Here is a 26196-nt window from a genome sequence, read left to right as displayed (position 1 = left end):
GCCCAGCGGGATGCCCCCGCGCGATCTGTCCTATGGCCGGCCTGAGCGGAATCTGCTTTTGCTTAAGCGGCATTACCTATCTACCCGAGGGTCTTCCGTGTATCGCTGGTGCACCGACGAGGTCGAGCCGCAGGACCGCTTCGATTATTGGCGGGAGGTGCGCGCCAAGGGGCTGTTCGGCGTCACCGCGGAACTCGCGCGCGAGCAGCGCGCGGATTTCTCCGGCGAGTTCACGCTGCGCAAGGTCGGCGGTGCCGGCCTCGTCGAGCTCAAGGCCTCACCTTACCAGGTCGAGCGTAGCAAAGCCGACATTGCGGACGCGGCCAGCGACAGCATCTGCGTCTACCAGCAGCTCGGCGGCGGCGGCTGGTTCGGCGGCATGCGCAGCAGCGATTTTGCAATCGAAAATGGCAGGTTTGCCACGAGCCATACCGACCTGCCCTATCGCACCGTGCCGCTCGGCGCCGCCGGCTTTCACCTGAGGATCCTGAAGATCCCCGTGGCCGGCATCCCGGCGCAGGACAGTCGCGCTCGCGACCTCACGCCAAGGCCGTTCGGCGACCCTGCGCTGGCCCCCCTACTCGATGCCGCCTTTGCCGAACTCGGTGAACTCGCCGGCGGGGACGAGACTACCCACGCCAAACCGCTGGTGGAGGCGCTGGCCTGTCTCGCCTTGATCGAGCGCGGCATCGTCAGGCCCGGCGGCCGCCGCGGACAATACGCGCTGCGGATCGGCCGGCTCTCGCTGGCGCGCCGCCTGATCGTCCGCCACCTGAACGATCCCCGATTGTCCCCGGCGATGGTCGCCGACTGGCTCGGGGTGTCCCTGCGACACCTCCACATGCTGTTCGAAATGGCGGAGAAGAGCTTCTCCCAGACCGTGACCGAGCAACGCCTGGCCCAGAGCCGCCGCCTGTTGCGCGAAGCGCCGGAACGGCTGATTGCCGACGTCGCCACCGCCTGCGGCTTCGAAAGCCTTGCGACCTATTACCGGGTCTTCAACGCAGCTTACGGGCTGCCGCCAGGCGATTTCCGGGCGCAGGCGGCCGAGAAGCGTTAGCCGCCTTCCTGGCCTCCCCCCGGTCGCCCGGCCGGCGATCGGGCGAAAAGCCCGACTTCGCCCGCAATTTGAGCAAAAACGCTAGGTTTTTAAGAGCCTTCCCGCGCTCGCTCCATTGACTTTGGCCGATTCCCCCCTATGTTCCGGGCAACGCGGCTCGGTATCGAAACGCGATTCCTGAGTTTGGCGCGTTGTTCGCGCAAAGCCTTGCTCGCGTAGGTCAGCACCCCCAGCTTCTTTGAGAGCGCGCCGTTTCGGGGTGGAGCGCGACAGCCTTAAATTACCCTCGATTCCGAACGGCGGTTTCGACTAGAGGCTCAATGTCCTTTTCAAATCTCGGACTATCCGAAAAAGTCCTCGCCGCAGTGGCGGCCACCGGTTACACCAACCCCACCCCCATTCAGGAACAGGCGATCCCTCACGTCCTCGCACGCAAGGACGTGCTCGGCATCGCCCAGACCGGCACCGGCAAGACCGCGGCCTTCGTGCTGCCAATGCTCACCATCCTCGAAAAGGGTCGCGCCCGGGCACGCATGCCGCGCACCCTGATCCTCGAGCCGACCCGCGAGCTCGCCGCCCAGGTCAAGGAGAACTTCGACCGCTACGGCGCCGGCCAGAAGCTTAACGTCGCCCTCCTGATCGGCGGCGTCTCCTTCGGCGACCAGGATGCCAAGCTGATGCGCGGCGTCGACGTGCTGATCGCGACCCCCGGCCGCCTGCTCGACCATACCGAGCGCGGCGGTCTCCTGCTCACCGGCGTCGAGCTGCTCGTCATCGACGAAGCCGACCGCATGCTGGACATGGGCTTCATTCCCGACATCGAGCGCATCTGCAAGCTCGTCCCCTTCACGCGGCAGACCCTTTTCTTCACCGCCACCATGCCGCCGGAGATCCGGCGCATCACCGAAGCCTTCCTGCACAATCCGCAGAAGGTCGAAGTTTCCAAGCCCGCCACCACCGCCGTCACAGTCACGCAGTCCCAGGTCCCCGCCGGACGCGAGGCGCATGAGAAGCGCGAACTCCTCCGCCGCCTCCTGCGCGAGGCCAAGGATCTCAAGAACGCGATCATCTTCTGCAATCGCAAGCGCGAGGTCGCGATCGTTCACAAATCGCTCCAGAAGCACGGCTTCAGTGTCGGAGCACTGCACGGCGACATGGATCAGCCGGCCCGCATGGCGGCGCTGGATCAGTTCCGCAAGGGCGAGCTGCCGCTGCTGGTCGCCTCCGACGTCGCCGCCCGCGGCCTCGATATCCCAGAGGTCAGCCACGTCTTCAATTTCGACGTTCCCCATCATCCCGACGATTACGTTCACCGCATCGGCCGCACGGGACGCGCGGGCCGCACCGGCACCGCGATCTCGATCGTGACGCCGCTCGACCAGAAGTCGATGGCCGCGATCGAAAAGCTGATCGGCCAGAACATTCCGCGCGCCGAAGGCGAGTTCGAGGTCCACAGCGAGTCCGCCGAGCCAACCGAGCGTTCGCGCGAGCAGCGTGGCCGGGAGCGGTCGCGCGGCGGTCGCGGCAAGTCGCGTCGCGGCGGCCATGAGCAGCGTGGTGACGCGCGGCACGCCTCGGACGCAAGGCCAGCAGCGGAAGCGCGGCCTGCACGCGAGCCCAAGCCTGCACGCGAGCCCAAGCCTTCACGCGAGGCAAAGCCTTCACGCGAGGCAAAGCCTGCGCGCGAAGCAAGGCACGCCTCTGAGCCGCGCCACGGCTCGCGCCAGCAGGCCAATACGTCGCATGTGCCCTCGATCGGCCGGCCCGAGCCCCGCCGTCCGCAGCGCGAGGCCGACAGCGAGCCCGGCGATCATTCGCATCTGCCGGCATTTCTGTTGCGACCGGTTCGTTCCCCCGCCGGCGCCTAAAGCGCGCCGCGCTTTAGGTTGTTTGTCTGAGCGTGATCTCCGCGCAAACGCGTCCCGCGTTTGTCGCGAGGGAAAATCGCGACACACTTTGCGCTGACGCGGCCCTTCGGGTCCGGATCATGCTCCAGGGAACGGCCGTTTACCGGCCGTTCAGAATCGTCCTTTAGCCTGAGACCATAATTTAAGTATTGCTGCAGTCGGAGGCGCACCGGCTGCTCTGGGGATGTTCTGTGGTCAAGGTGCTCGACGAACACGAACGCACGATGGCGTTCGCCGAGGTGGCCCTCGGTCAGATCCGATCGCTCAAGCAGACCGCAATTCCCCGCAACTACGAGATCTGGTACGTCTACGCCACCGGCTACAACGCCCCGCTGAACAAGATCATCAACGAGACGCTGGCGCGCAACGGCAAGCTGACCGAAGCCGATCTCGAGCAGATCTACGAGACTTATCTCTCCCACATCAAGACCACCGACCGCATCGACAAGGTCGGCGCGCGCGTCATCGGCGAGATCGACGACGTGATGAAGGTGCTCACCGAAGCGCTGGGCATGTCCGCCTCCTATGATGCGAGCCTGTCAGGCGCCGCCGCAAAGCTGTCGACCGCCAAGGACCGCGACCAGATCAAGGCGATCGTGGACACGCTGCTCGATGCGACGCGCGACATGCGCGAGACCAACAAGGCGCTGGAGGACCGCCTGACCTTGTCCGCGAACGAGATCAGCAATCTCCAGCAGAGCCTCGAGGCGATCCGCGCCGAAAGCCTGACCGATCCCCTCACCGGTCTTGGCAACCGCAAATATTTCGATCGCATGATCGGCATGGCCGTGCAGAACGCGCTCGCAAGCGGCGAGCCGCTGTCGCTGCTGTTGTTCGACATCGACCACTTCAAGTCGTTCAACGATTCCTATGGCCACCTCACCGGCGACCAAGTGCTGCGGCTCGTCGGCCTGTCACTGAAGCAAACCATCAAGGGCCAGGACATCACCGCGCGCTACGGCGGCGAGGAGTTCGCGGTCGTGCTGCCCAACACCGCGCTGCGCCAGGCGCTCACGGTCGCCGACCACATCCGCCGCGCCGTGATGGCGAAGGAATTGAAGAAGAAATCGACCGGTGAGATCCTTGGCCGCGTCACGATCTCAGTCGGCGTCTCCATGGTGAAGCCGGGCGACGACACCGACTCCCTGATCGAGCGCGCCGATGCCTGCCTCTACGCCGCCAAGCGCAACGGCCGCAACCGCGTGATCTGCGAGACCGACCCGGAATACAGCGTCGAGAGGCGCGGCCAGGTGGCTTGAGCCTTATTCACCGCCGTCATTCCGGGACGCGGCGAAGCCGCGAGCCCGGAATGACGAATGGTTAGAGCTACGCCTTCCGCTTCGCGCGCTTGCGAACCGCAGCCTTCTTGGTCGGCTTCTTCACCAGCGCCTTCTTCGCAGGCTTGGCGGCCTTCTTCACCGCCTTCTTTGTCGCCTTCTTTGCCTTGGGCCGCTTCTTCACCTTGGCGCGCTGGGCGGCGGCGAGCGCGGCCCTCGCCCACTCCGCAAGCTCCTCGGAATCGTCGAACAGGCGTGCAGGCAACTGCCAGTAGGAGTTCACCATCACGGTTTTGGCGCGGGTCTGGTACTGGAACGGCGCTGAGCCTTCGGCCTCGAAGCTCGGGATCGTCTGCTCATCGGCGCGGAGGAACAGGCCGGCGCGCAGAGCCAGCGCGAAATTGGTGCCGTCGGCGGAGATCCCGTAGCCGGAAAACATCCGGCGGATGGTGACGGGCCCGAAATCGGCAAACAGGTCGATCAGGAATTCGCGATCCATTGGAGGCTTCCCTGCGCGTGCAAGCGAACCCTCATAGCATCCTCGTCATTGCGAGCGAAGCCAAGCAATCCAGGCCGCCCCCGCGGAGACGGCCTGGATTGCTTGGTCGCTTCGCTCCTCGCAATGACGCCTGGGGCTACCCCTCGACCTTGGCCGGCCGCAGCTCGACCGACTCGCCGCAGCCACAGGCGGAGATCTGATTGGGGTTGTTGAAGACGAACTGGGCCTGCATCTTGTCGGCCTTGTAGTCCATCTCGGTTCCGAGCAGGAACAGCACGGCCTTGGGATCGACCAGGATCTTGACGCCCTTGTCCTCGACGACCTCGTCGGTCGGGCGGATCTCGTGGGCGTATTCGACGGTGTAGGACTGCCCGGCGCAGCCGCCGTTCTTCACGCCGACGCGCAAGCCGACGATCTCGGAGTCCGCACGCTGCGTCAGCTCGATGATGCGCTGCGCGGCAGCATCCGTCAGCCGCATCACCTGCGGACGCGGCCGCCGCGGCTTGGGAGTCGAAACTGGAGAAGCCTGGGTCATGTCAGTCATTTGGTCCGTTGCGGAGCAAGTTCAATGCCGGATGTGCAAGAGCCTGATTGATGTCACCACATGTTGAGGACGAGGCGCGCCTCGTCACTCATGCGTTCCGGCGTCCAGGCCGGCTCCCAGACGACCTTGACATCGACCACGCCGACGCCGGGAACGCTGGCAACCGCATTCTCGACCATGGTCGGCAGCTCGCCTGCGGCCGGGCAATTCGGCGTCGTCAGCGTCATCAGGACGTCGACGGAACGGTCGTCCTTGATCTCGACCTTGTAGATCAGGCCGAGTTCGTAGATGTCGGCGGGAATTTCCGGATCAAACACGGTCTTGAGCCCCGCGATGATCTCGCGCGTCAGACGCTCGGTCTCCTCCGGCGGCAGCGCCGAATGCGTCTCCATCGGATTGGCTTTGATTTCGGCCGTGTCACTCATGCGAACAAATCCCGCGCCTTCAAAAGCGCATGTGCCAGATGGTCGACTTCGTCCCTTGTATTATACATGCCGAACGATGCCCGGCACGTCGCGGTCACGTTGAACCGCTCTAAAAGCGGCATCACGCAATGGGTGCCGGCGCGCACCGCGATGCCCTGGCGGTCGATCACGGTGGCGACGTCGTGGGCGTGCGCCCCCTTCAGCTCGAAGGAGATCACCGGGCCCTTGCCGCGCGCGGTGCCGATCAGCCGCAGCGAGTTGATCTCGCGCAGGCGGTCCTGGGCATAGGTGAGGAGATCGTGCTCGTGGGCGGCGATGCGCTCCTTGCCGATCGAGTTGACGTAGTCGATGGCCGCGCCAATCCCGACTGCCTCGACGATCGCGGGCGTGCCGGCCTCGAACTTGTGCGGGGGATCGCCATAGGTGACGATTTCGCGGGAGACCTCGCGGATCATCTCGCCGCCGCCATTGTAGGGACGCATCGCGACGAGGTGGTCGTATTTGGCCCAGAGCACGCCGATGCCGGTCGGCCCATAGACCTTGTGGCCGGTGAAGACATAGAAGTCGCAGCCGATGTCCTGGACGTCGACCGGAATATGCACGGCGCCCTGGCTGCCGTCGACCAGCACGGGAATGCCGCGGGCGTGCGCGATTTTCACCACGTCCTTGACCGGCACGATGGTGCCGAGCGCGTTCGACATCTGCGTGATCGCGACGAGCTTGGTCTTCGCGGTCAAGAGCTTCTCGAACTCGTCGATCAGGAAATTGCCTTCATCATCGACCGGAGCCCATTTGATCACCGCGCCGTGGCGTTCCCTGAGGAAATGCCAGGGCACGATGTTGGAGTGGTGCTCCATGATCGAGAGGACGATCTCGTCGCCCTCTTTGATATTGGGCTCACCCCAGGACGAGGCGACGAGGTTGATCGCCTCCGTCGCGTTGCGGGTGAAGATCACTTCCTCAGGTCGGGGCGCGTTGATGAACTGCGCCACCTTGGCGCGGCCGCCCTCATAGGCCTCGGTCGCCGCATTGGCGAGGTAGTGCAGGCCGCGATGCACATTGGCATATTCGCTCGTATAGGCCTGCGTCATGCGGTCGAGCACGGATTGCGGCTTCTGAGCCGAGGCCGCGTTGTCGAGATAGACCAGCGGCTTGCCGTAGACCTGCATGGCGAGCGCCGGAAAATCCTGGCGCACCCGCGCGACGTCATAAGAACCGTTCAGGACCGCCGGATGCGTGCTCATGACCGCCGCTCCAGCCAGCGCTCGGCAATGCCGATCACGTGCTCGCGCAAATCATCATCGGCGATCTGCTCGATCGCCTCGCCGACGAAGGCCTGGATCAGCAGCGCCTGAGCGTCCTTCTCGGGCAACCCACGGGCGCGCAGATAGAACAGCAGGCTGTCGTCGAGCGCACCGGCGGTCGCGCCGTGGCCGCAGGAGACGTCGTCGGCAAAGATCTCGAGCTCGGGCTTGTTGTCGGCCTCAGCCTCGTCCGAGAGCAGCAGCGCCCGCGTCATCATCTTGCCGTCGGTCTTCTGTGCGTCGGGGCGGACGATGATGCGGCCCTGGAACACCGAATGCGCGCGATCATCGATCACGGCGCGGAAGATCTCGCGGCTGGTGCAATGGGGCACGGCGTGGTCGACGACCAGCGTCGAATCGCCATGCTCGGTCTTCTTCAGGAGGTTCACGCCATTGACCGCGAGCTCGCTGCCCTCGCCTGCCAGCGTGATGAAGCCCTGCAGGCGGCTCACAGCGCCGCCGGTCGTCATGTTGAAGAAGTTGAGCTTCGTATTCGCGCCGACCGTGATGATCTCGGAGGTGATGTTCACGGCGTCAGGCGCATCATCCATCAGGCGGATATGCGCGACATCGGCGTTGTCGCCGATCGTCACCAGCACGGCGTCGTTGACCTGGTAGGCCGCAGCGCCAGCCGCGACGAAGCTCTCGATGATGGTGGCGCGGACGCCGTTCCCGATTCGCAATTGCGAGCGCGTGAAGGCGGACGCGGAGGCGGCGGTCGCGATGTGGATGATCTGGATCGGAGCTGAAAGCTGAGCACCGTCCGCGATCGACACCACGACGCCGTCGGTCGCCATCGCCGCATTCAAAGAAATCATCGCGTCCGTCGAGGCGGTCGCGAGCAGGTCGCCGGACTCCTTCTCCAGCGTTTCGCGCAGCGTCTTGACGCTGACTTCCGATGCGAGCGCCTTCACGTCGGACAGGTCGGCCGCGAACATGCCGTCGACCAGTACCAGCTTGCGGGCGCCGGCGAAGCCATGCGCCTTCACCGCCTCGGCTGCGCGCGACAGCGCCGCGGCGTCGGGGGTGGCCGCAAGCGGCAGCACCTCGCCGACGAGTGCGCGCAGATCGGTGTATTTCCATTCTTCGAGCCGGCGGTGCGGCAGGCCGAGACGCTCATAGGTCTCGAAGGCCTGGCGGCGCACTGCTATGACCGCGGGCGAGCCGGGCAGCCGGCCTTCGGCGCTGGTGAAGAGATCGCTCACCGCGCGGCCGGTCCCGGTCTTGGCCAAAGCAACGTTCATCGCAAAATCCCTTACGCCGCGTCCTCGAACTGGGTGTAGCCGGACTCCTCCAGCTCCAGCGCCAGTTGCTTGTCGCCGCTCTTCACGACGCGGCCCTTCGACATCACGTGCACGAAATCCGGTACGATGTAGTTCAGCAGGCGCTGATAGTGGGTGATCACCACCATCGCGCGCTTCGGCGAACGCAGCGCGTTGACGCCGTCGGCGGCAATTCGCAGCGCGTCGATGTCGAGACCGGAATCCATCTCGTCGAGAATGCACAGGCTCGGCTCGAACAACGCCATCTGAAGCACCTCGTTGCGCTTCTTCTCGCCGCCGGAGAAGCCGACATTGACGCCGCGCTTGAGCATGTCCTGCGGGATGTTCAGCGATTTCGAGACCTCGCGGACCTTCTTCAAAAAGTCCGGCGTCGAATATTCGCTCTCGCCGCGCGCCTTGCGCTGCGCGTTGAGCGCCGTGCGCAGGAAGTTCATCGTGGCGACGCCGGGGATCTCGACCGGATACTGGAACGCCAGGAACACGCCCTTGGCGGCGCGCTCTTCGGGGTCCATCTCCAGGAGGTCCTCACCCTTGAACAGGATCTGGCCGTCGGTGACCTCATAGCCGGGCTTGCCGGCGATGACGTGGGAGAGCGTCGACTTGCCGGAGCCGTTCGGCCCCATGATCGCATGCACCTCGCCTTCGTTCACGGTCAGCGTCAGTCCGTGGAGGATCTCACGTTCCTCAACACGAACCTTCAGGTCTTTCACTTCAAGCAAAGCCATATTGGTTTCCAGTCTATTCAAATGATCCAGGGAGCGCCGAAGCGCGCCGCGAGAGCCGGCAATTAACCGACCGACCCTTCAAGCGAGATCGAGATCAGCTTCTGCGCTTCCACTGCGAACTCCATCGGGAGCTGCTGGAGCACGTCCTTCACAAAGCCGTTGACGACGAGGCCGACGGCTTCCTCTTGGCTGAGGCCGCGCTGGACGCAGTAGAACAGCACGTCCTCGGAGATCTTCGAGGTCGTCGCCTCGTGCTCGAAGGTGGCCGAGGAGTTCTTGGCCTCGATGTAGGGCACGGTGTGCGCGCCGCATTTGTCGCCGATGAGCAGCGAGTCGCAGGCGGTGAAGTTGCGGGCGCCGGTCGCTTTCCGATGCGCGGTGACGAGACCGCGATAGGTGTTCTGCGACTTGCCGGCCGCGATGCCCTTGGAAATGATCCGGCTCGACGTGTTCTTGCCGAGATGGATCATCTTGGTGCCGCTATCGACCTGCTGGAAACCGTTCGAGATCGCGATCGAGTAAAACTCGCCGCTCGAATTGTCGCCGCGCAGGATGCAGCTCGGATATTTCCAGGTGATCGCCGAGCCGGTCTCGACCTGGGTCCAGGAGATCTTGGAGTGGTTGCCGCGGCAGTCGCCACGCTTGGTGACGAAGTTGTAGATGCCGCCCTTGCCTTCCGAGTTTCCGGGGTACCAGTTCTGCACCGTCGAATACTTGATCTCGGCGTCATCGAGCGCGACGAGCTCGACCACGGCGGCGTGCAGCTGGTTCTCGTCGCGCTGCGGCGCCGTGCAGCCCTCGAGATAGGAGACGTAGGAGCCCTTATCGGCGATGATCAGCGTGCGCTCGAACTGGCCGGTGTTGCGCTCGTTGATGCGGAAATAGGTCGAGAGCTCCATCGGGCAGCGCACGCCCGGCGGCACGTAGACGAACGAGCCATCGGAGAACACTGCCGAGTTCAGCGTCGCGTAGAAATTGTCAGAGGTCGGCACCACGGAGCCGAGATACTTCTGCACGAGCTCGGGATGCTCGCGGATCGCCTCCGAAATCGGCATGAAGATCACGCCAGCCTTCTTCAGCTCGGCCTTGAAGGTGGTCGCAACCGACACCGAGTCGAAGACCGCATCGACCGCGATCTTGCGCCGGGCCGGGTCTTCCTCACCGGGCTTCGGCTCGACGCCTTCGAGCATCGCCACTTCCCTCAAGGGAATGCCGAGCTTCTCGTAGGTCTTCAAAATCTCCGGATCGATCTCATCCAGCGAGGAGACCGTCTTCTTCGGCTTCGGCGCCGCGTAATAGTAGATGTCCTGGAAGTCGATCTTGGGATACTCGACGCGCGCCCAGGTCGGCTCGGTCATGGTGAGCCAGCGCCGATAGGCCTCGAGCCGCCACTGGAGCATCCAGGCGGGCTCGTTCTTCTTTCCGGAAATGAATTTTACGATGTCTTCCGACAGCCCCTTCGGGGCCTTCTCGGAGTCGATCAGGGTTTCAAACCCATAACGATACTGGTCGACGTCGATGCGCTTCACGCGCTCGACCGTCTCTTGTACGGCTGGCATTCCATCCTCCGCTCGCGGTTTCAAGGACCGCGGTGGATCAAACTCGAACGACTATTACGATGTTTCTATGCGGAAAGCACGTGCTTAGAACCGTTCAAGCCGTGTTTCGTCGCTTACTCTCTAAGTAGGTTATTACCGAGCTTTCGCCAAGCCTCAAGGGTACGATTGATGTCCGCCTCCTGCGTGGACCAGCCCAGACTGAGACGCACCGCTCCCTGGGCCGTTTTGGGGTCGAATCCCATGGCGGAGAGCACGTGGGAGGGCTGTACCTTCCCGGACGAACAGGCTGAGCCTGAGGATACGGCGATCCCTTCGAGGTCGAAGCCGATCACGGCGGTCTCGGCTTTCAGCCCCGGCGCCGTAAACAAGGTGGTATTTGGCAACCGCCCAGCATCCTCCGAGAAAATCATCGTGCCCGGCACCGTTCGCAGCCCGTTTTCCAAGCGATTCCGCAAGGTTCGGAGCCGCTCCGCATCCTCCGCCAGAGCCTGAACGGCCGCCGTCACGGCCGCGCCGAAACCGGCGATGCCCGGGACGTTCTCGGTTCCCGCGCGGCGGCCGAGTTCCTGCCCACCACCGCGCAGCAGCGGTTCGAGCCCCGTTACGCCCTCGGCCACCACCAATGCGCCAATACCCTTGGGACCACCGATCTTGTGTGCAGAGAAGGTGGCAAGATCAGCAGATATCTCATTGATATCAAAAGGTATCTTGCCAAGCACCTGGATCGCATCGACATGCAAAAGCCCGCCCGCCTCGTGGACGATCCGCGCCGCCTCCGCCACCGGCTGAAGCGCGCCGGTCTCATTGTTGGCGGCCATGATCGACACCAGCGCCGGCGGACCGGAAGCAAGCAGCGCCTTGAGGTGGCCGACATCTACAACGCCGGTGCGCGTCACATGAATCGGACTGACGGCATCGGCCGGAAACCTCCCGCCTGCCAGCACCGAGGCGTGCTCGACGGCGGACACCAGAAGGCGTTCCATCGGGCCACCTGAGGTCCCCTTTAGACCCCGCGACAGCGCCAGCGCATTGGCCTCGGTTCCCGCCGAAGTGAAGATGACGTTGCGCGGCAGGCCGGCAACCGCTCGTGCAAGCGCAGCACGAGCCGCCTCGACCAGCCGCCGTGCCTCCCGCCCCTCGGCGTGGACTGACGACGGATTGCCGACCAGATCATAGGCCGCGACCATCGCCGCCCGCGCCTCCGGGCGCAGCGGCGTGGTCGCATTCCAGTCGAGATAAACGCGGGTCGGCAGCATATCGCCCTCTTAGCACCTTTTGCCAGCGCGCCAATCGGGACCCCGCCCGCATCAGGCCGGTTGCTGCTGCGGGATCCCGGCCGGGCGGCGGGACCCGGTCCGCAATCCGAACAGAGGCCGCAGCCAGGCGATGCGCCGCACGATCTCATAGGTGACTACGCATGTAAGCGCGGTGCCGAGGATCACGATGGGGGCCTCGACCTCAACCGAGAATCCGCTGCCACGCAGTCCATGCGCGATCACGATGATCGCGGTCTGATGCACGATGTAGTACGGGAAGATCGCGTCCGTGAGATAGCGGCGCACGGGTCCGTCGGCCGTGAAGTGCCGCCGTGCGAAACCGAGCACTGCGACCATGGCAAGCCACTGATAGCAGCCATAGGCGATGCTGGCGCACCTCTTCAGCAGCGGCGACGGCGCGAGCAGGCCTGCGAACAGCAGGATGAAGATGATGAAGCAAGCGGCTGCGACTGCCAGCGCCGCCCAGCGCTGGCGTTCGATCTCGGACCAGACGCTCCCCTGCTTCGCCAGCAGGAAGCCGATCAGGAACGCCGTCGCATAGTCCGCGTGGTTGTACCAGTCGCCAAACAGCGCGTGCGTGGACGGAAAGGCCGGGAACAGGAACAGGCGCCAGGCCGCGAACAGCAGACTCGGCAGGATCAGGAATCCGGGCCCTGTGAGCAGAACGGCAAGCTGCGCACCGAGTTCATCGGTCACGGCCGGCCATAGCCAGAGCACGCCGGCCAGCGCGATCGTGTAGACCCACAGGTAAACCACGAACCAGAGATGGTTCCAGGTCGGCTGGACGATGCAAGGGTTCGGACAGAACTGCGCCCCGAAGGCGAGATAGTGATGGACATAGAAATCGACAAAGCCGGCCGGATAGCCGAGGCTTTCGACGATCTGGAGATAGGACTGCGGCGGCACGATCACCAGCATGCCAAAGATCAGGGGAATCAACAGCCGCGCCGACCGCGCGCCAACGAACGATCCGAGGCGGTACTTGCCGAGCATGAACCTCGTCGCAACCCCGGAAACCAGGAACAGAAGCGAGAGCCGCCAGGGATTGAGGACCAGCATCAACGGCTCGAGCCAGGTCAGCCTATAGACGCTCTTGATGTGAAATCCCCAGGACACGTAGAGCATGCCGACGTGGTAGAAGATCAAGAGCCCGAAGGCGCCAATCCGCACCCAGTCTAGATCGATGCGCCGTTCCGAGGTCGAAAGTTGCTGTGGTGTTGACATGGTTTTCTGCTCCTTGACGGGACGCCAAGCACGGTTCTTTGGCCATGGCTGACACCGAAAATGCCCCACAAGCAGAGCGCGTCGAGCCGGTTTGGGATCAGAACCGCAACACGCGGGATGAAGCGTCACGCCCTGGGACGAGCGGTGGGCTTTTTGGGATCAGCGGCGGCGACTGGACGATGTTCGCGGCGATCGCAGCCGTCGCGCTTGCGGTCGGAATCGTGAATGCGCTCTCCGGCGCGCAGGATGCCGCCTGGCGCGGCGACAGCTACGACATCGGCCGGCGGCTGTTCTGGGAGATGTCGAGCATCGCCGTCGTCCTGCTGACCGTCCCGCTCCTGGTGCTGGCCGTCCGGCGCATGCACCGGAGCCCGGGGCTCGTCGTCCGGGTGGGTATCGGAGCGCTCGCCCTGATCGGCTTCTCGACCCTCCACATCACCGGCATGGTCTGGGTCAGGAAGCTCGTGCTCTGGCTCGCGGGAAGCACCTACGATTTCCATTTCTCGCTTGCGACGATCTCATACGAGTTTCGCAAGGATGCCGTGGCCGCCCTCCTGATCGGCGGAACGATCTGGCTATTCGAGAGCCGTCGTGAGCTGAAAAGAACCGCGCTGGCTGCCAAAGCTGCCGACCCGCGACAGCCGCCTGTCCCCGATCTGATCTGGCTGCGAGACGGTGCAAGCCGCATTCGCCTCGCGCCGCGCGACATTCTCTGGGTCGCCTCCGCCGGCAACTACATTGAATACAGCCTTACCGACGGCAGTCAGCACCTGATCCGGGGTACGCTCGCGATGGCCGAGAGCGAGCTCTCGCGCTTCGCCATCGTTCGCGTTCATCGGACGAAGCTTGCCAATCTCGATCGGGTGAGCGGCGTGGACCTGAAACCGTCAGGAGATTTCGAACTCACCTTCGACAACGGGCAAACGCTCCAGGGCAGCCGGCGCTATCGGCTAGCGGTTGCCTCGCTCGGAGGTCGCACGCCTCCTGTGTGAATCGCTCCGGGGCTGCCCGGCGGGCGCTAAATCGCCATGATTCCAATTGGTTAACTTGGAATCCTGAACTCAACACCGATCCTCGTCGTCGATTTGCTCGATCCCGGCGGCGACACAGCCGCGTGCGGCGGGGCGCTCATGACGCCGCGATGACCGGCTAAGCTCTTGAGCGCATTGCGAGATGTCGAAGAAGCTTGCTTTCTGACCCTTGCCTCGTGTTAGAACGCGCGCGTCAGTTCACCCGCGCGCCACTCGCGCATCATCCGAGGGCGCCCCTTCCACTCCCATGCGCGCTTTCGTCGGCTCTGCAGCCGGTGGAAGCCGCCACGATCGGTTGATCGCTGAGGATCGTCTCGAGGGAATCAATCAAGAGATCATCATGCCTGAAGTCATTTTCGCCGGCCCCGCAGGCCGTCTCGAAGGCCGCTACCATCCGGCCAAGCAGAAGAACGCGCCGATCGCGATGATCCTGCATCCGCATCCGCAGTTTCACGGCACGATGAATCATCAGATCGTGTACCAGTGCTACTACGCCTTCGCGCACCGCGGCTTCTCCGTGCTGCGCTTCAACTTCCGTGGCGTCGGCCGCAGCCAGGGCTCGTTCGATCACGGCACCGGCGAATTGTCCGATGCAGCCGCGGCGCTCGACTGGGCGCAGACCATCAATCCCGAAGCCCGCGCGTGCTGGGTTGCCGGCTTCTCCTTCGGCGCCTGGATCGGCATGCAGCTGTTGATGCGCCGCCCCGAGGTCGAAGGCTTTATCTCGATCGCGCCGCCGGCCAACCTCTACGACTTCTCCTTCCTTGCGCCCTGCCCGTCCTCGGGACTTATCGTCCATGGTGAAAAGGATGCGGTGGTGCCGCCGAAGGACGTCAACACGCTGGTCGAGAAGCTGAAGACGCAGAAGGGCATCGTGATCGACCAGCAGGTCATTCCCGGCGCCAATCACTTCTTCGACGGCAAGCTCGAGCCGTTGATGGAGACCATCACCGCCTATCTCGACATGCGGCTCGCCAACGTTCGCTAAAGGCTGCTGATGGGCTCGTTCGTCGCCTTGCTCCGTGCCGTGAATGTCGGCGGCACCGGCAAGCTGCCGATGAGCGAGCTCAAGGCGATGTGCGAGGAGCTCGGCTTTGCCGCCGTGCGCACCTATATAGCCAGCGGCAATGTGGTGTTCACCAGTCGCAAGTCCGAACCTGCAATCAAGGCTGCGCTTGAGAAGCGCCTGCACGCTTACGCGGGCAAACCGGTCGGCGTGCTCGTGCGCAGCGCGGCGGAGATGGCGCAGGTTGCAGCCGACAATCCCTTTCCGAAGGCCGCGCCCAACCGCACCCTCGCGACCTTCCTCGACAAGCCCCCGCCGGCCGACGCGCTCACGGGCATCCGCGGCCAGGAGGACGAGGAAGTCCGCCTCGGCCGCCGCGAGATCTACGTGCATTATGGCGACGGCATGGGGACGTCGAAGCTCGTCATCCCCGCCGCGAAAACCGGCACCGCGCGCAACATGAACACGATCGCGACGCTGGCGAAGATGGCCGCGGAGCTCGAGCAATGAAGGCGTATCTGGTGCTCGACCTCTCGGTGAATGACTTCGAAGGCTTCAAGCAATACATCGCCGAAATCCCCGCCTTCATCGCCAGGCATTCTGGGAAATACATCGTTCGTGGGGTTCAGACGACGACGATCGAGGGCGACTGGGCACCCGAACGCCTCGTCATCATCGAATTTCCAGAGCGCGAAAACGCGGAAGCATTCCTGAGCGATCCTGAGATTCAGGAGCTGTTCAAGGTGCGCCACGCGACGACGACGAGCAGATTGCTGCTCGCCGACGGGTGCACCTAGCCGCTCGCGATCACGAGCCGCTTCACGCGGCAAGCTTTAACAGATGCGCGTCATGGCGCACAAGGAACGCGCGCAGCAATTGCGGGTAGTCCGCGCCAACAGCCGTGCGAACGCTCGGACGCTTGGCAAGCTCCGCGCGCCATGCGCGGACCTTCGGCAAATCCTTGAAGATACCGAGCTCGGCAAGCTCATCGAAGACGTCGAAATAGCGGAAGACCGGCGCGAACACGGCGTCGACCAGGCTGAACCGCTCGCCGGCGAAGAACGGGCCGGCGCCCAGCGCGGCCTCGACGCGGGCAAACTTGGCGGAGAGCGCCTGACGCTTGCTCTCGAACGTTGCTGGATCGGTTGTCGTCTCAAGTCCCCAGAGATCGCCGAGGATCGCCGAGCCGAACTCCATCCAGGCGCGGTGTTCGGCGCGCCTCAGCGCGTCGGCCGGATGCAGCTCGGCGCCTCCTTGCGTCTCCTCGATATACTCACCGATCACGTTGCTCTCGAACAGCGCGACCTCGCCTTGCGCGGTCGTGACCACCAGCACCGGCACCTTGCCGAGCGGCGATATCTTCAAGAACCAGTCGGGCTTGTTGGCGAGATCGATGTCGATCCGCTCGAACGCCACGCCCTTTTCGGTCAGCGCGATCACGGCGCGCTGTACATAAGGGCAAAGCTTGTGGCTGATCAGTTTGAGGGCTGCGGTCATGGCGGAGATCCTGGCGGGTCAATGCATCCGCATCAACATATATGCATTTGCATGAAACCGTCAAGATCGATGCATATGCATCAACCACCCGTGATCTATGGCCTCGCGATCACCCCGCCCGTCATCGGCATCGGCACCCCGGTGGTGGCCGGGTAGGACAGCGGCAGGCCTTTCATGCCGCGCGCCGCCAGAAAGCCGAAGGCCTGCGCCTCGATGGCGTCGGAGGCCCAGCCGAGCGTCTCGGCGGCCTGGACGGTGGCCGAGCCTACCCGCTCCCGCAGCATGCGCAGCATGGTGAGGTTGCGCGCGCCGCCGCCGCTGATGATCCAGCTCCGCGGTCGTCGCGGCAGCAGTGGAATGACCCGGGCAATCGCGGCCGTGGTGAAGGCGGTAAGCGTCGCAGCGCCATCTGCCGGCGAGACCTCGCCTAGCTTGAGTGCGGCAAAATCGTTGCGGTCGAGCGATTTCGGAGGCGGCAGCGCAAAGAATGGTAGCCCCAGCGCCCGCGCGATCCAGGCCTCGTCCACCTTGCCGAGCGCGGCGAACTTTCCTTCCGCATCGAACGCCTGGTTCATGGTCCGGTACATGAAGTCGTCGAGCAGCGCGTTGCCGGGACCGGTATCGCAGGCGATCAGCGTATCGTTGCCGTCGATATAGGTGATGTTGGAGACGCCGCCGATATTGACGACGACGATCGGCCCCTCGCGCTCCAGCGATTGCGCCAGCGCCCGGTGGTAAACCGGCACGAGGGGCGCGCCCTGCCCGCCCGCCTCGACGTCGGCGGCACGGAAATCGTGCATCACGGGAATATGGATTGCCTTGGCGAGCGCCACAGCGTCCCCGATCTGCACCGTCATCCGCCGCTCCGGCCGGTGCAGCACGGTCTGGCCGTGGAAGCCGACAATGTCGATCTCCTCCGGCTTCATCCGATTCTGGGCGGTGAAGGCGGCGACCGCCTCGGCATGGGCCAGCGTCACCGCGCGCTCGGCCTCGGCCAGAACCCCCGGCCGGGCATCGCGCCGCGGCAAATGGACAGCCTCGGTGAGCGCCCGGCGCAACAGGCTGCGCTCGGCATTGCTGTAAGGCCGGTAGCCGGAGGGCCCGAACGCCTTGATCTGCTTTCCATCCGTTTCGATCAATGCAACGTCGACCCCGTCAAGCGAGGTCCCGCTCATCAGACCAAGTGCGGTTAACATCATCGCAAATAAGCCTCGACGTCTCCCTACCCCGACGCCTGGCTTGTATCAAACAAGCACATCTTATAATGCCACAGCGCGCCGCGACGCGGCAGTCCGTTCCTTCCGGGTTCCGCAACTGGCCGCAATTACCGTAAAATAAGAATGATCAGAGCCGACGACAGATGAGTGCATTTAAATCGGATTTCCTCAATATTTTGCAGGAACGGGGTTTCGTCCACCAGTGCTCCGATTTCGAAGGGCTGGACACGCTCGCCGCCAAGGGCGAAGCCACGGCCTATGTCGGCTACGATTGCACCGCTCCGTCGCTGCATATCGGCAACTTCCTGACCATGATGATGCTGCATTGGCTCCAGCAGTCCGGCAACAAGCCGATCACGCTGATGGGCGGCGGCACCACCATGGTCGGCGATCCCTCCGGCAAGGACGAGACGCGCGCCATGCGCACGATCGCCGAGATCGAAGCCAACAAGGCCTCGATCCGCGGCGTGTTCGCCAAGGTGCTCCGTTACGGTGACGGCGCAAGCGACGCCGTCATGCTCGACAATGCGGAGTGGCTGACCAAGCTCAACTGGATCGAGATGCTGCGCGACGTCGGCAAGCACTTTTCGGTCAACCGCATGCTGACCATGGACTCCGTGCGGCTGCGCCTCGAGCGCGAGCAGGAGATGAGCTTCATCGAGTTCAACTACATGGTCTGCCAGGCCTACGACTTCGTGCAGCTCTCGCAGCGCGCCGGCTGCCGGTTGCAGATGGGCGGCTCCGACCAGTGGGGCAACATCATCATGGGCGTCGATCTCGGCCGCCGCATGGGCTCGCCGCAGCTCTTCGCGCTGACGACGCCGCTGCTCACGACCGCCTCGGGCGCCAAGATGGGCAAAACCGCGCAAGGCGCGGTCTGGCTCAACGCCGACCAGTTCAGCCCCTACGATTTCTGGCAGTACTGGCGCAACACCGAGGACGCCGACGTCGGCAAGTTCCTGAAACTGTTCACGACGCTGCCGATGAGCGAGATCAGGAAGCTCGAGGCGCTGCAGGGCTCGGAGATCAACGAGGCCAAGAAGTTGCTCGCGACCGAAGCGACCGCGCTGCTGCACGGCCGCGACGCCGCAAATGAAGCGGCCGAGACCGCACGGCGGACGTTCGAGGAAGGGGCGCTGGCGCAGACGCTTCCGACGATCGAAATTCCGCGCGGTGAGCTGGAGGCCGGACTCGGCGTGCTCAACGCCTTCGTCAAGGCGGGCCTCGTCGCCTCCAACGGCGAAGCGCGGCGCCAGATCAAGGGCGGCGGCCTCAGGGTCAATGACGAATCCGTCACCGACGAGAAGATGACGCTGACGCCGGCCCATCTCACGCCGGAGGGCGTGATCAAGCTCTCGCTCGGCAAGAAGAAGCACGTGCTCGTCAAGCCTGCATAGGCGTATGAGCTTTTCACTGCTTGCCAGGGCGCGCGGAAGCGCGCTCCCTGAGGGGCAATGGATCAGAACACGTCCAAGGGAAATGCCGCGGCACAGTCGGGCGCGCATGTGCGCACTGCCCTCGTCGTGCTCGCACTGTGCTTCACGCTGTCTGTGCTCGGACGCGGGCTTGGCGACAGCTTTACGGTGTTCCTGAAGCCGATCTCGGAAAGCTTTGGCTGGGATCGCGCGCAGATCGTCTCGGTCTATTCACTGACCTGGCTCGCAAGCGGCCTCACCGCGCCGTTCGTCGGACGGCTGTTCGACCATTCCGGACCGCGCAGCGTCTATGCGCTCGGGCTGCTCTTGCTCGGCGCCGCCTTCCTGGTCGCGGCGCGCGCAAACTATCTCTGGCAGTTCCAGCTCTCGATCGGTCTCTGCGTCGGGGTCGGCATCGCCTTCATCGGCATCGTGCCGAACTCGATCCTGCTCGGCCGCTGGTTCGGTCCGCGCCTGCCGACCGCGATGTCGGTGGTCTATTCGGCGATGGGCGGCGGTGTGCTCGTGCTGCTGCCGATCTCGCAAATCCTGATCGACCATGTCGGCTGGCGCGGCACCTATGAGATCTTCGGCTTCACGGCCCTCGGCCTCTTGCTTCCCTTGCTGCTGCTACCGTGGCGGATGTTCGCGTCGGGCTCGCCCCATATCGTGAAGAAGACCGATCCCGATTTCGTCGACGAAGGCTGGACGCTCTTGCGCGCCATGCGTCATCACGCGTTCTGGGCGCTGTTCTCGACCTTCTTCTTCACCGCGGTCGGCATGTACTCCATCGCGGCCCAGATCGTCGCCTATCTGATCGATGCCGGCTTCCCGCCTTTGCAGGCCGCAACCGCCTGGGGCTTTTCGGGCGTCGTGCTGGTGTTCGGCATGCTCGGCGTGTCTGCGCTTGACGGCCTGATCGGCCGCAGGCCTTCGGTGCTGTTGAGCTACGCGATCTCGATCCTCGGCATCCTCCTCCTGTGGCTGCTGCAGTACAATCCGAACACCATCCTGCTCACCGGCTTCGTCGTCTGCTTCGGCAGCATGATGGGCTCGCGGGGACCGCTCATCTCCGCCACCGCGATGAAGATCTTCCGCGGCAAGCGCGTCGGCACGATCTACGGCAGCATCTCGATCGGCAGCGGGCTCGGCTCGGCATTCGGCTCCTGGAGCGGCGGCCTGATCCACGATGCGACCCAGAGCTACAATCCGCTGCTCGCCTTCGCACTTGCGAGCGTGGTGCTCGGGATGATTCCCTTCCTGGTTGTGCCCGCCTTGCGGCGCTAGGTGTACCCGAGGTAACCTGCAATCGGTATCGCCACCGGAAAACTACGGACGGCGGATGCGTTTGTTCCGGAAACAAAATGTGCAAAGCCTCAGGCTCAAAGCATCGCTTGCGGTGTTTTGTCTGTCATGACGAAAATGTCAGCACAAATTGATGGTCCCTGTCTTGCAGGGTGGAACCGGATGCGATTCAAGTCGCATGGGAATTGGATGGAAGGGCGCAAATCATGAATTCACTGTCTCGCTTTCAACCGGCTCTGCTGAGCCTGTTTCGCTTCATCACTGGCTTGCTGTTGCTTCAGTACGGCATCGCCAAGATCTTCAAGTTTCCGGCGGTCCCCTACTTCGCCGACATCCCGCCGCTGATCTATGCGGCCGGCGCCCTCGAGCTCGTGCTCGGTGCGGCCCTGATGATCGGGCTGTTCACGCGGATCTCTGCGTTCGTACTGTCGGGCGAAATGGCCTTCGCGTACTTCATGGGCCACATGTTCAAGAGCAGCTCGCCGGTGTTCCTGCCGCTGCTCAACGGCGGCACCGCGGCGATCCTGTTCTGCTTCGCCTGTCTGTACATCTCCGCGGCCGGTGGCGGCCCGATCAGCGTCGACGCGCTGGTCCGCAAGGAGGGCGAGGAGCCGAGCGGCGCCTTCGCGCGGCGCTAAGAATCTCCTGAATGCGAATTGGCACCGGCGAACTCGCCGGTGCCGCTTCACCGCCCGCCGAGCACGTTCCAGATGACGGCCAGTGCCGCGGCCAGAAGCACGGCCATGATGAAGCGGTGAACGAAGCGGTTCATTGCGGGCTTACCCAGGCGGGTTCAGACGCCGGCGGTCTTGCTGCCGAAAAAGCCTTGGGCTGATTTTCATCACGATTTGAACGGACGCAAGCTGGCGCGAGGCGCCTCACCGTCTTCAAGCTATCGCCGCGCCAGATTGCAGCCGCTCGATAGCGGCCGCGATGATCCGCTCTCGCCCGACTGTGTTGGCAGCTCGTCAATCGGCGAGTTCTGTTTACCGGTGTTGAACTCAAAGATCTTGCGGAACAGGCCCGGCGCCATCGCCGAGATCGGATTGACTCGCATCACGGGCGCAGACGGCGTGCCGACGACCTCATAGGTGACGCCGATCAGCCCCTCTTTGTCGCCGCCACCGAGGAAGATGCCGAACAACGGAATCTGGCCAAAAATGTTGTTCACCCCGTATACCGGCACGAAGGTGCCACTCATGCACACCTGATTGCCGGGATAGTCGATCGAGCCCTCGATGGTGGCGCCGATCATCGGTCCCTTGACGACGCCGTCGCGGATCGTGAGCGCGCCGTTCTGCCGGGTGAATTCCGCGCGCAATGCGGAGAAGGACACACCGCTCTGTGTGCCGTTGGGGCCACCCGCCGCAACGCGATCGAGCTGCTCCATGCCCTTGACGGTGAAGTCACGCACGTTGATGAGACCTTCGCGCGCCGTCGGCTCCGATGTCGGCGGCTCCATCGCCACCACCATCTGGCCGCCAAACACCTTGTTGGTGGTGTCGGAGAAGCGCAGGAACGCGCCGGCGTCGTTGGTCTGGAGATAGATCACCTCGCGGCTGCCCTGCGCACGCCCACCACGCAAGTCCGCCGTCACCGGCGTGTCGCGGCCGACCTTGCCGCTTAGCGTGAAAGCTTTCACCGCGCCGCTTCGCCGCGACATCTTGGCATCGACACTGCGCATCGCCTCGCCATTGAAGCCGGCGACCGCGCCGAACTTGACGTCGATGTCGAAGTCGACGTTCTTCAGCTTGCTCTTGTTGTCGTCCTTGCCGGAATTCCCTGATATCGCCGACTTCAGGAAGCCGCGGCCGTCGAATACGTCGCCGCGCATGGTGCCCCTCACCACGCCGTCGGGACCGCGTTCGACCCTCAGCGAGGCCTTGTCGCCGTCGGACGGCGAATAGGTCGGGAAGTTCGCATTCATGAGGTCGCCGTTCTGGTCGACCTCGAGCGAGCCTTTGATCGAGACGCCGCCGCCTTCGACGACGATGTCCTCCAGCCGCGTCGATTGCGCCGTCGGCACCACCTTGAAGCTGGCCTTGCCCGACTTGCCCGGCAGCTTCACCCAGCCCGGCAGGATGTTGTCGAGCTTGAGTGAGGTCAGGTCGGCTTCGATGCCCAGGCGCGTGGTCTGCTCGGGCCCGCTGGCGATCTTGCCGGAGACCTTGACCGGAATCGAACCGCTGATGGCGGGACCCAGATCGAAACCGAGACGGGCGCGGCTCGCATCGTCGAGCGTGGCCTGCAATTTGACGTCGGCATCGCCCTCGGCCGGCTTGCGGTAATCGAGCGAGGCCGCCTGGCCGTTGATCTTGACGTCGCCCTTGACCTGGTAGCCCTGGTTGGTGGCGACGATCTTGAGGCTGTTCGCCTCGAGCTTCTGGTTCATCACCAGCTTGTCGGCAGCAAAGCCGTTGAGGTCGGCGGCGACGGTGTAGCTCGTGTCCGCCTTGGTCAGCTCGCCCTTCACCGGCAAGGCGAGCGTGATGTTGGCCGAGAACGTGCCCTTGCTGGTGTTGGGATCGACGAAGGTGGCGGATAGATCGCTCAAGCGATCATTGGCAAGAATTTCCGCAGCCGCCGGCACCGGACCATCGACGCGGAATTTGCTGCGCGACGGCGAGGGCTTTGGCGCCATGTCAGGCACCTCGAAGGTGAAATCCGAGATCGTGATCTTGCGCCCCGCCGGCGTATCGGCAATGCCCTGCCCGATCGTCACCGTCGCGGTCCGTCCGGTGACGTGCGCTTTCAGGTCGGCGTCGTGCACCGAGGGCATGCCGTCCACCGGATGAACCGCAACCCCGCTCGCCACGATGTTGACCGACAGTCCGTCATCGGGGATCGGCGGGCCCTTCCGGGGGAGATTGCGCGTCGGCGAGTTGACGCCGACTTCGATGCGCTGGAGCGTGCCGCGCTCGATCCGCTCGATCACCCACTCACGCAGCTCCGGAACAACAAGCGTCGGCCACATCCGCTTGAGCGCGGACGCCGACATCGGCGTGCCCGCAAAGCCGAGCATCAGCCGCGGCTCGCCGGAATAGTCGATGGCGCCGGTACCGGCGACGCCGATCTCGCCATTGCTGATGTCGGCCTGCGTCAGCACGACGCGCTTGTGGTCGGTGTCGAAACGGAAGCCGATGGCGATGCGGTTGAAGACCAGCGGCGGCTCGTTGTCGATGCCGCCGAGCAGGATCGATCCGCCGCTGAACCCGAGCTGCCAGTCGTTGGTGGTGCCATTGGGCGGCTCGAGATGCGCGAGCAGCGTGACCCGGTTGGCACCCGAGATGATCTTGAACGGCGCCACCAGCACCCGGCGTCCGGCATCCCATTCGAGATTGAGCTCGGCCGAGTCGATCGCCATAGGATAGTCGGGCGTGTCGGTGTCGATGATGTTGCCCGCGCCGACGAGAATCTTGCCGCGGAAGAAGGTCGGCAGGCCGTCGCGGCCGAGTTCGCCCTTGAGCTCGCCGGTCAGCGGCAGGTCGGCATTGTAGGTCAGGTCCTTCAGCCGCAACGCCAGCAGGATGTTCGAGGTCGAGACCTTGTCGGCCTTGATATCGACCGAGCGCACGCCGTTCTCGGCCGGGCCGATCGTTGCGCGGAGCGACCATGGCCGCGCGCCCTCTTCGCCGAAGCTGAGCGCAACGCCGCCACCGTGCGGACGGCGCAGGCTGAGGCTGATGTTCTCGAAGCTCCACTTGCTGCCACGCTGCTGGTCGTCGACGATCAGATTGCCGTTCTTCAGGCCGATCTCGTTGAGATTCTGGCCGTCGAGCCCGGTCATGCTCAGGCTGTCGAGCCAGTCGAGCCCGGCAAGCAGTCCGCTCTGCGTGCTGCCGCTGGCCGAAGACGCTGCGGCCGCGTCCGCACCGGACGGGGTGGCGGGAGCAGTCGTTGCGGGAGGCGGCGCGGATCCCGGACGCGGGAAGGTCGGCGGCAGGCCCGCCTCCTTTTTCGACGCGACGCCGGTGGCGAGCGGCTTGGCGGTGTCACCGGCCGACACTGTGACGGTACCGTCAGGCGCGATCCGGATCGCGAGCTCGGCATCGACGAGATTGAGACTTTCGGCGCGCAGCCGGCCCATCAGGAGCGCCACGCCCGACAGCCGCACTTCGGCCTTCGGCGCACTTGCGACGATGGCGCGATCGCGGTCGCGGACGATGATGTCGCGAATGCGCACGGCGATGCGGATCCGCCCTGCGCGCTCGATCTGGGTGCCGCCGACCTCGACGGTGTTGCCGTGGCCGATATTGTCCTCGATCGCCGCCGCGAGCCATGGCGTCGCCATGTCGAGATTGATGGGACCCGCGCCGAGCCGCCACCACAGCGTGGCGAAGCAACAGACGAAGATGATGACGAGGGTACAGGTGACGAGGGCGAGCCGCTTGACCCAGCGATCGGCCGCGAGCCAGCGGCCGAACGCGCCAAAGCCGTCGCCTACGCGATGAAAGCGGGAGTTGGAACGGGACAACAGCCGGCGCGCCCGGTGGCCTGCGGCCGCCTCCTGGTCCGGATCCCAATCGACCTCGTCCCATTCGACGGGCTCTTGCACTCCGGCGCGCCGATCGAGGTCCCGATAGAGGTCCCCGTTGTGGTCCTGGGGCGACGTATTCCTTGCCATTGCCTCTCGATACAGGCGCCCATCCCTAGATTGAGCGCCGCCGGGGCCGCAGCCGTCCGCGGGGACCAAACGTCCCTGCGCCGGCATTGCCGCCATTCCCTTGATATTCCTGCTGTTCGTCATATCGCCCCGAGCGCGCGTTCAACGAGCAGTGGGGTGGTGCTTGGAATTCCTTGTAACCATACTCCGGCGCCGTCAGAGTTGCCCAGCCGAGGGCACGAATCCGGCACGCCGGACGAGAGCTGCAATACCGCTTTGGTTGACCCGCCGAAAGCGTCGAAAGGAAGGCGTATGTCCAAGAAAACGCGAAAGAAATCGTCCAAGACGGCCTCCGGCAGCCCAACCCCTAGGAAAAAGCGGACGCAAACGCGGACTATGGCGACAACAAAGCCCGCTAGGACGCAGCGGGCCGCAACACGCAAATCAACAAAGACCTCAACCGTGGCAGCATCGCACAAGGCCACGTCGAAACGGTTAAAATCTTCCGAATCGACCGCCGCCCCCGCCAAGGGGACCAAGGGTGCCCTGTCCGAAGGCCAGAAGGCACCCGCCTTCAGCCTGCCGCGCGACGGCGGCGGCGTGGCGAGGCTGGCTGACTATTCCGGCAAGAAGCTGGTCCTGTTCTTCTATCCCCGCGCCGACACGCCGGGCTGCACCCGCGAGGCAATCGACTTCACCCGGCTGAAGGATGCCTTCGCCGCGACCGGCACGAGCGTGCTCGGCATCTCGGCCGATCCCCAGAAGGCCCAGGAGAAGTTCCGCGACAAGCACAAGCTGGCTGTTCCCCTGATCTCGGATGAGCAGCACGAGATGCTCGAGGCCTACGGCGCCTGGGGCGAAAAATCGATGTATGGCAGGACCTTCCTCGGGATTCTTCGCACCACGGTGCTGGTCGGCGCCGACGGCAAGGTGGCGCGAATCTGGCGTAACGTCCGGGTCGACGGCCACGCCGAGGACGTGCTGGCGGCGGCAACATCTCTTTAACCAGTTGCGCGAATTCGAGCGTTCCCGTTTCCG

General features: G+C 64.3%; 24 protein-coding genes. 12 read left to right on the top strand and 12 right to left on the bottom strand.

The window, feature by feature from the left end:
* Positions 1–97 precede the first annotated feature (97 nt).
* From YUU_RS0123455 to YUU_RS0123445, 3 genes are all read left to right on the top strand, one after another.
* The gene (locus YUU_RS0123455; RefSeq protein ID WP_027524605.1) at positions 98–1060 is read left to right on the top strand and encodes a helix-turn-helix domain-containing protein; all 963 of its coding nucleotides are present in this window, start codon (positions 98–100) and stop codon (positions 1058–1060) included.
* Between the two features lie 320 nt (positions 1061–1380).
* Positions 1381–2928: a DEAD/DEAH box helicase gene (locus YUU_RS0123450; RefSeq protein ID WP_027524604.1), complete on the top strand. Its 1548-nt coding sequence runs from the start codon at positions 1381–1383 to the stop codon at positions 2926–2928.
* Positions 2929–3158: 230 nt separating this feature from the next.
* On the top strand, positions 3159–4226 hold the full coding sequence (locus tag YUU_RS0123445; protein WP_027524603.1) for a GGDEF domain-containing protein: 1068 nt from the start codon (positions 3159–3161) through the stop codon (positions 4224–4226).
* A 67-nt stretch (positions 4227–4293) separates the two neighbouring features.
* Here the strand turns inward: YUU_RS0123445 and YUU_RS0123440 are convergent, their stop codons facing one another.
* The 9 genes from YUU_RS0123440 to YUU_RS0123400 form a co-directional block, all read right to left on the bottom strand.
* Positions 4294–4743, bottom strand: coding sequence for a TfoX/Sxy family protein (locus YUU_RS0123440; RefSeq protein ID WP_027524602.1), 450 nt, complete (start codon positions 4741–4743; stop codon positions 4294–4296).
* Between the two features lie 136 nt (positions 4744–4879).
* Positions 4880–5287 (bottom strand): iron-sulfur cluster assembly accessory protein, encoded by a 408-nt coding sequence (locus YUU_RS0123435; protein WP_198031809.1) that lies wholly within the window; start codon positions 5285–5287, stop codon positions 4880–4882.
* A gap of 53 nt (positions 5288–5340) precedes the next feature.
* Complete coding sequence (locus YUU_RS0123430) at positions 5341–5712, bottom strand: SUF system Fe-S cluster assembly protein (protein ID WP_027524600.1); 372 nt, start codon at positions 5710–5712, stop codon at positions 5341–5343.
* Positions 5709–6956: a cysteine desulfurase gene (locus YUU_RS0123425; RefSeq protein WP_027524599.1), complete on the bottom strand. Its 1248-nt coding sequence runs from the start codon at positions 6954–6956 to the stop codon at positions 5709–5711. Before YUU_RS0123425 ends, YUU_RS0123430 begins: the two co-directional genes overlap by 4 nt.
* A complete protein-coding gene (gene sufD, locus YUU_RS0123420) occupies positions 6953–8260 on the bottom strand; it encodes a Fe-S cluster assembly protein SufD (RefSeq protein ID WP_027524598.1) in 1308 nt (435 codons plus the stop codon). The genes YUU_RS0123425 and sufD overlap by 4 nt, the downstream gene beginning before the upstream one ends.
* Before the next feature lie 11 nt (positions 8261–8271).
* On the bottom strand, positions 8272–9024 hold the full coding sequence (gene sufC, locus YUU_RS0123415; protein ID WP_027524597.1) for a Fe-S cluster assembly ATPase SufC: 753 nt from the start codon (positions 9022–9024) through the stop codon (positions 8272–8274).
* Between the two features lie 62 nt (positions 9025–9086).
* The gene (gene sufB / locus YUU_RS0123410) at positions 9087–10583 is read right to left on the bottom strand and encodes a Fe-S cluster assembly protein SufB (RefSeq protein ID WP_027524596.1); all 1497 of its coding nucleotides are present in this window, start codon (positions 10581–10583) and stop codon (positions 9087–9089) included.
* Positions 10584–10696: 113 nt separating this feature from the next.
* Positions 10697–11836 carry a cysteine desulfurase family protein gene (locus YUU_RS0123405; RefSeq protein WP_027524595.1) on the bottom strand — a complete coding sequence of 380 codons (1140 nt, stop codon included), beginning with the start codon at positions 11834–11836 and terminating at the stop codon, positions 10697–10699.
* A 54-nt stretch (positions 11837–11890) separates the two neighbouring features.
* Positions 11891–13084, bottom strand: coding sequence for an acyltransferase family protein (locus YUU_RS0123400; protein ID WP_027524594.1), 1194 nt, complete (start codon positions 13082–13084; stop codon positions 11891–11893).
* A 44-nt stretch (positions 13085–13128) separates the two neighbouring features.
* Between YUU_RS0123400 and YUU_RS51450 the strand changes: the two genes are divergently transcribed.
* The 4 genes from YUU_RS51450 (at position 13129) to YUU_RS0123380 (ending at position 15918) form a co-directional block, all read left to right on the top strand.
* Entirely contained in the window at positions 13129–14076 is a 948-nt protein-coding gene (locus YUU_RS51450; protein ID WP_051389862.1) for a LytTR family DNA-binding domain-containing protein, read from the top strand.
* 379 nt (positions 14077–14455) lie between these two features.
* The gene (locus YUU_RS0123390) at positions 14456–15103 is read left to right on the top strand and encodes an alpha/beta hydrolase (RefSeq protein WP_027524593.1); all 648 of its coding nucleotides are present in this window, start codon (positions 14456–14458) and stop codon (positions 15101–15103) included.
* A 9-nt stretch (positions 15104–15112) separates the two neighbouring features.
* Positions 15113–15631 carry a DUF1697 domain-containing protein gene (locus tag YUU_RS0123385; protein WP_027524592.1) on the top strand — a complete coding sequence of 173 codons (519 nt, stop codon included), beginning with the start codon at positions 15113–15115 and terminating at the stop codon, positions 15629–15631.
* Positions 15632–15642: 11 nt separating this feature from the next.
* Entirely contained in the window at positions 15643–15918 is a 276-nt protein-coding gene (locus tag YUU_RS0123380) for a DUF1330 domain-containing protein (protein WP_198031808.1), read from the top strand.
* 22 nt (positions 15919–15940) lie between these two features.
* Here the strand turns inward: YUU_RS0123380 and YUU_RS0123375 are convergent, their stop codons facing one another.
* Both YUU_RS0123375 and YUU_RS0123370 read right to left on the bottom strand, forming a co-directional pair.
* Positions 15941–16618 carry a glutathione S-transferase family protein gene (locus tag YUU_RS0123375; protein WP_027524590.1) on the bottom strand — a complete coding sequence of 226 codons (678 nt, stop codon included), beginning with the start codon at positions 16616–16618 and terminating at the stop codon, positions 15941–15943.
* Between the two features lie 95 nt (positions 16619–16713).
* Positions 16714–17817 (bottom strand): anhydro-N-acetylmuramic acid kinase, encoded by a 1104-nt coding sequence (locus YUU_RS0123370; protein ID WP_027524589.1) that lies wholly within the window; start codon positions 17815–17817, stop codon positions 16714–16716.
* A gap of 161 nt (positions 17818–17978) precedes the next feature.
* Between YUU_RS0123370 and tyrS the strand changes: the two genes are divergently transcribed.
* From tyrS to YUU_RS58840, 4 genes are all read left to right on the top strand, one after another.
* Complete coding sequence (gene tyrS / locus YUU_RS0123365) at positions 17979–19232, top strand: tyrosine--tRNA ligase (protein WP_027524588.1); 1254 nt, start codon at positions 17979–17981, stop codon at positions 19230–19232.
* A gap of 57 nt (positions 19233–19289) precedes the next feature.
* On the top strand, positions 19290–20537 hold the full coding sequence (locus YUU_RS0123360; RefSeq protein WP_027524587.1) for an MFS transporter: 1248 nt from the start codon (positions 19290–19292) through the stop codon (positions 20535–20537).
* Between the two features lie 224 nt (positions 20538–20761).
* On the top strand, positions 20762–21193 hold the full coding sequence (locus tag YUU_RS0123355) for a DoxX family protein (protein ID WP_035663121.1): 432 nt from the start codon (positions 20762–20764) through the stop codon (positions 21191–21193).
* 11 nt (positions 21194–21204) lie between these two features.
* Positions 21205–21390 carry a hypothetical protein gene (locus YUU_RS58840; protein WP_156944462.1) on the top strand — a complete coding sequence of 62 codons (186 nt, stop codon included), beginning with the start codon at positions 21205–21207 and terminating at the stop codon, positions 21388–21390.
* A gap of 57 nt (positions 21391–21447) precedes the next feature.
* On the opposite strand, the gene YUU_RS0123345 is transcribed toward YUU_RS58840, so the two are convergent.
* Positions 21448–25275 (bottom strand): DUF3971 domain-containing protein, encoded by a 3828-nt coding sequence (locus YUU_RS0123345; protein WP_027524585.1) that lies wholly within the window; start codon positions 25273–25275, stop codon positions 21448–21450.
* Between the two features lie 195 nt (positions 25276–25470).
* Between YUU_RS0123345 and YUU_RS0123340 the strand changes: the two genes are divergently transcribed.
* The gene (locus YUU_RS0123340; RefSeq protein ID WP_084801514.1) at positions 25471–26163 is read left to right on the top strand and encodes a peroxiredoxin; all 693 of its coding nucleotides are present in this window, start codon (positions 25471–25473) and stop codon (positions 26161–26163) included.
* Positions 26164–26196 lie beyond the last annotated feature (33 nt).

The organism is Bradyrhizobium sp. Ec3.3 (assembly GCF_000472925.1).
GTDB lineage: Bacteria > Pseudomonadota > Alphaproteobacteria > Rhizobiales > Xanthobacteraceae > Bradyrhizobium.
The sequence above is the reverse complement of the archived record's forward strand: the minus strand, read 5'-3'. Positions and strand labels throughout refer to the sequence as shown.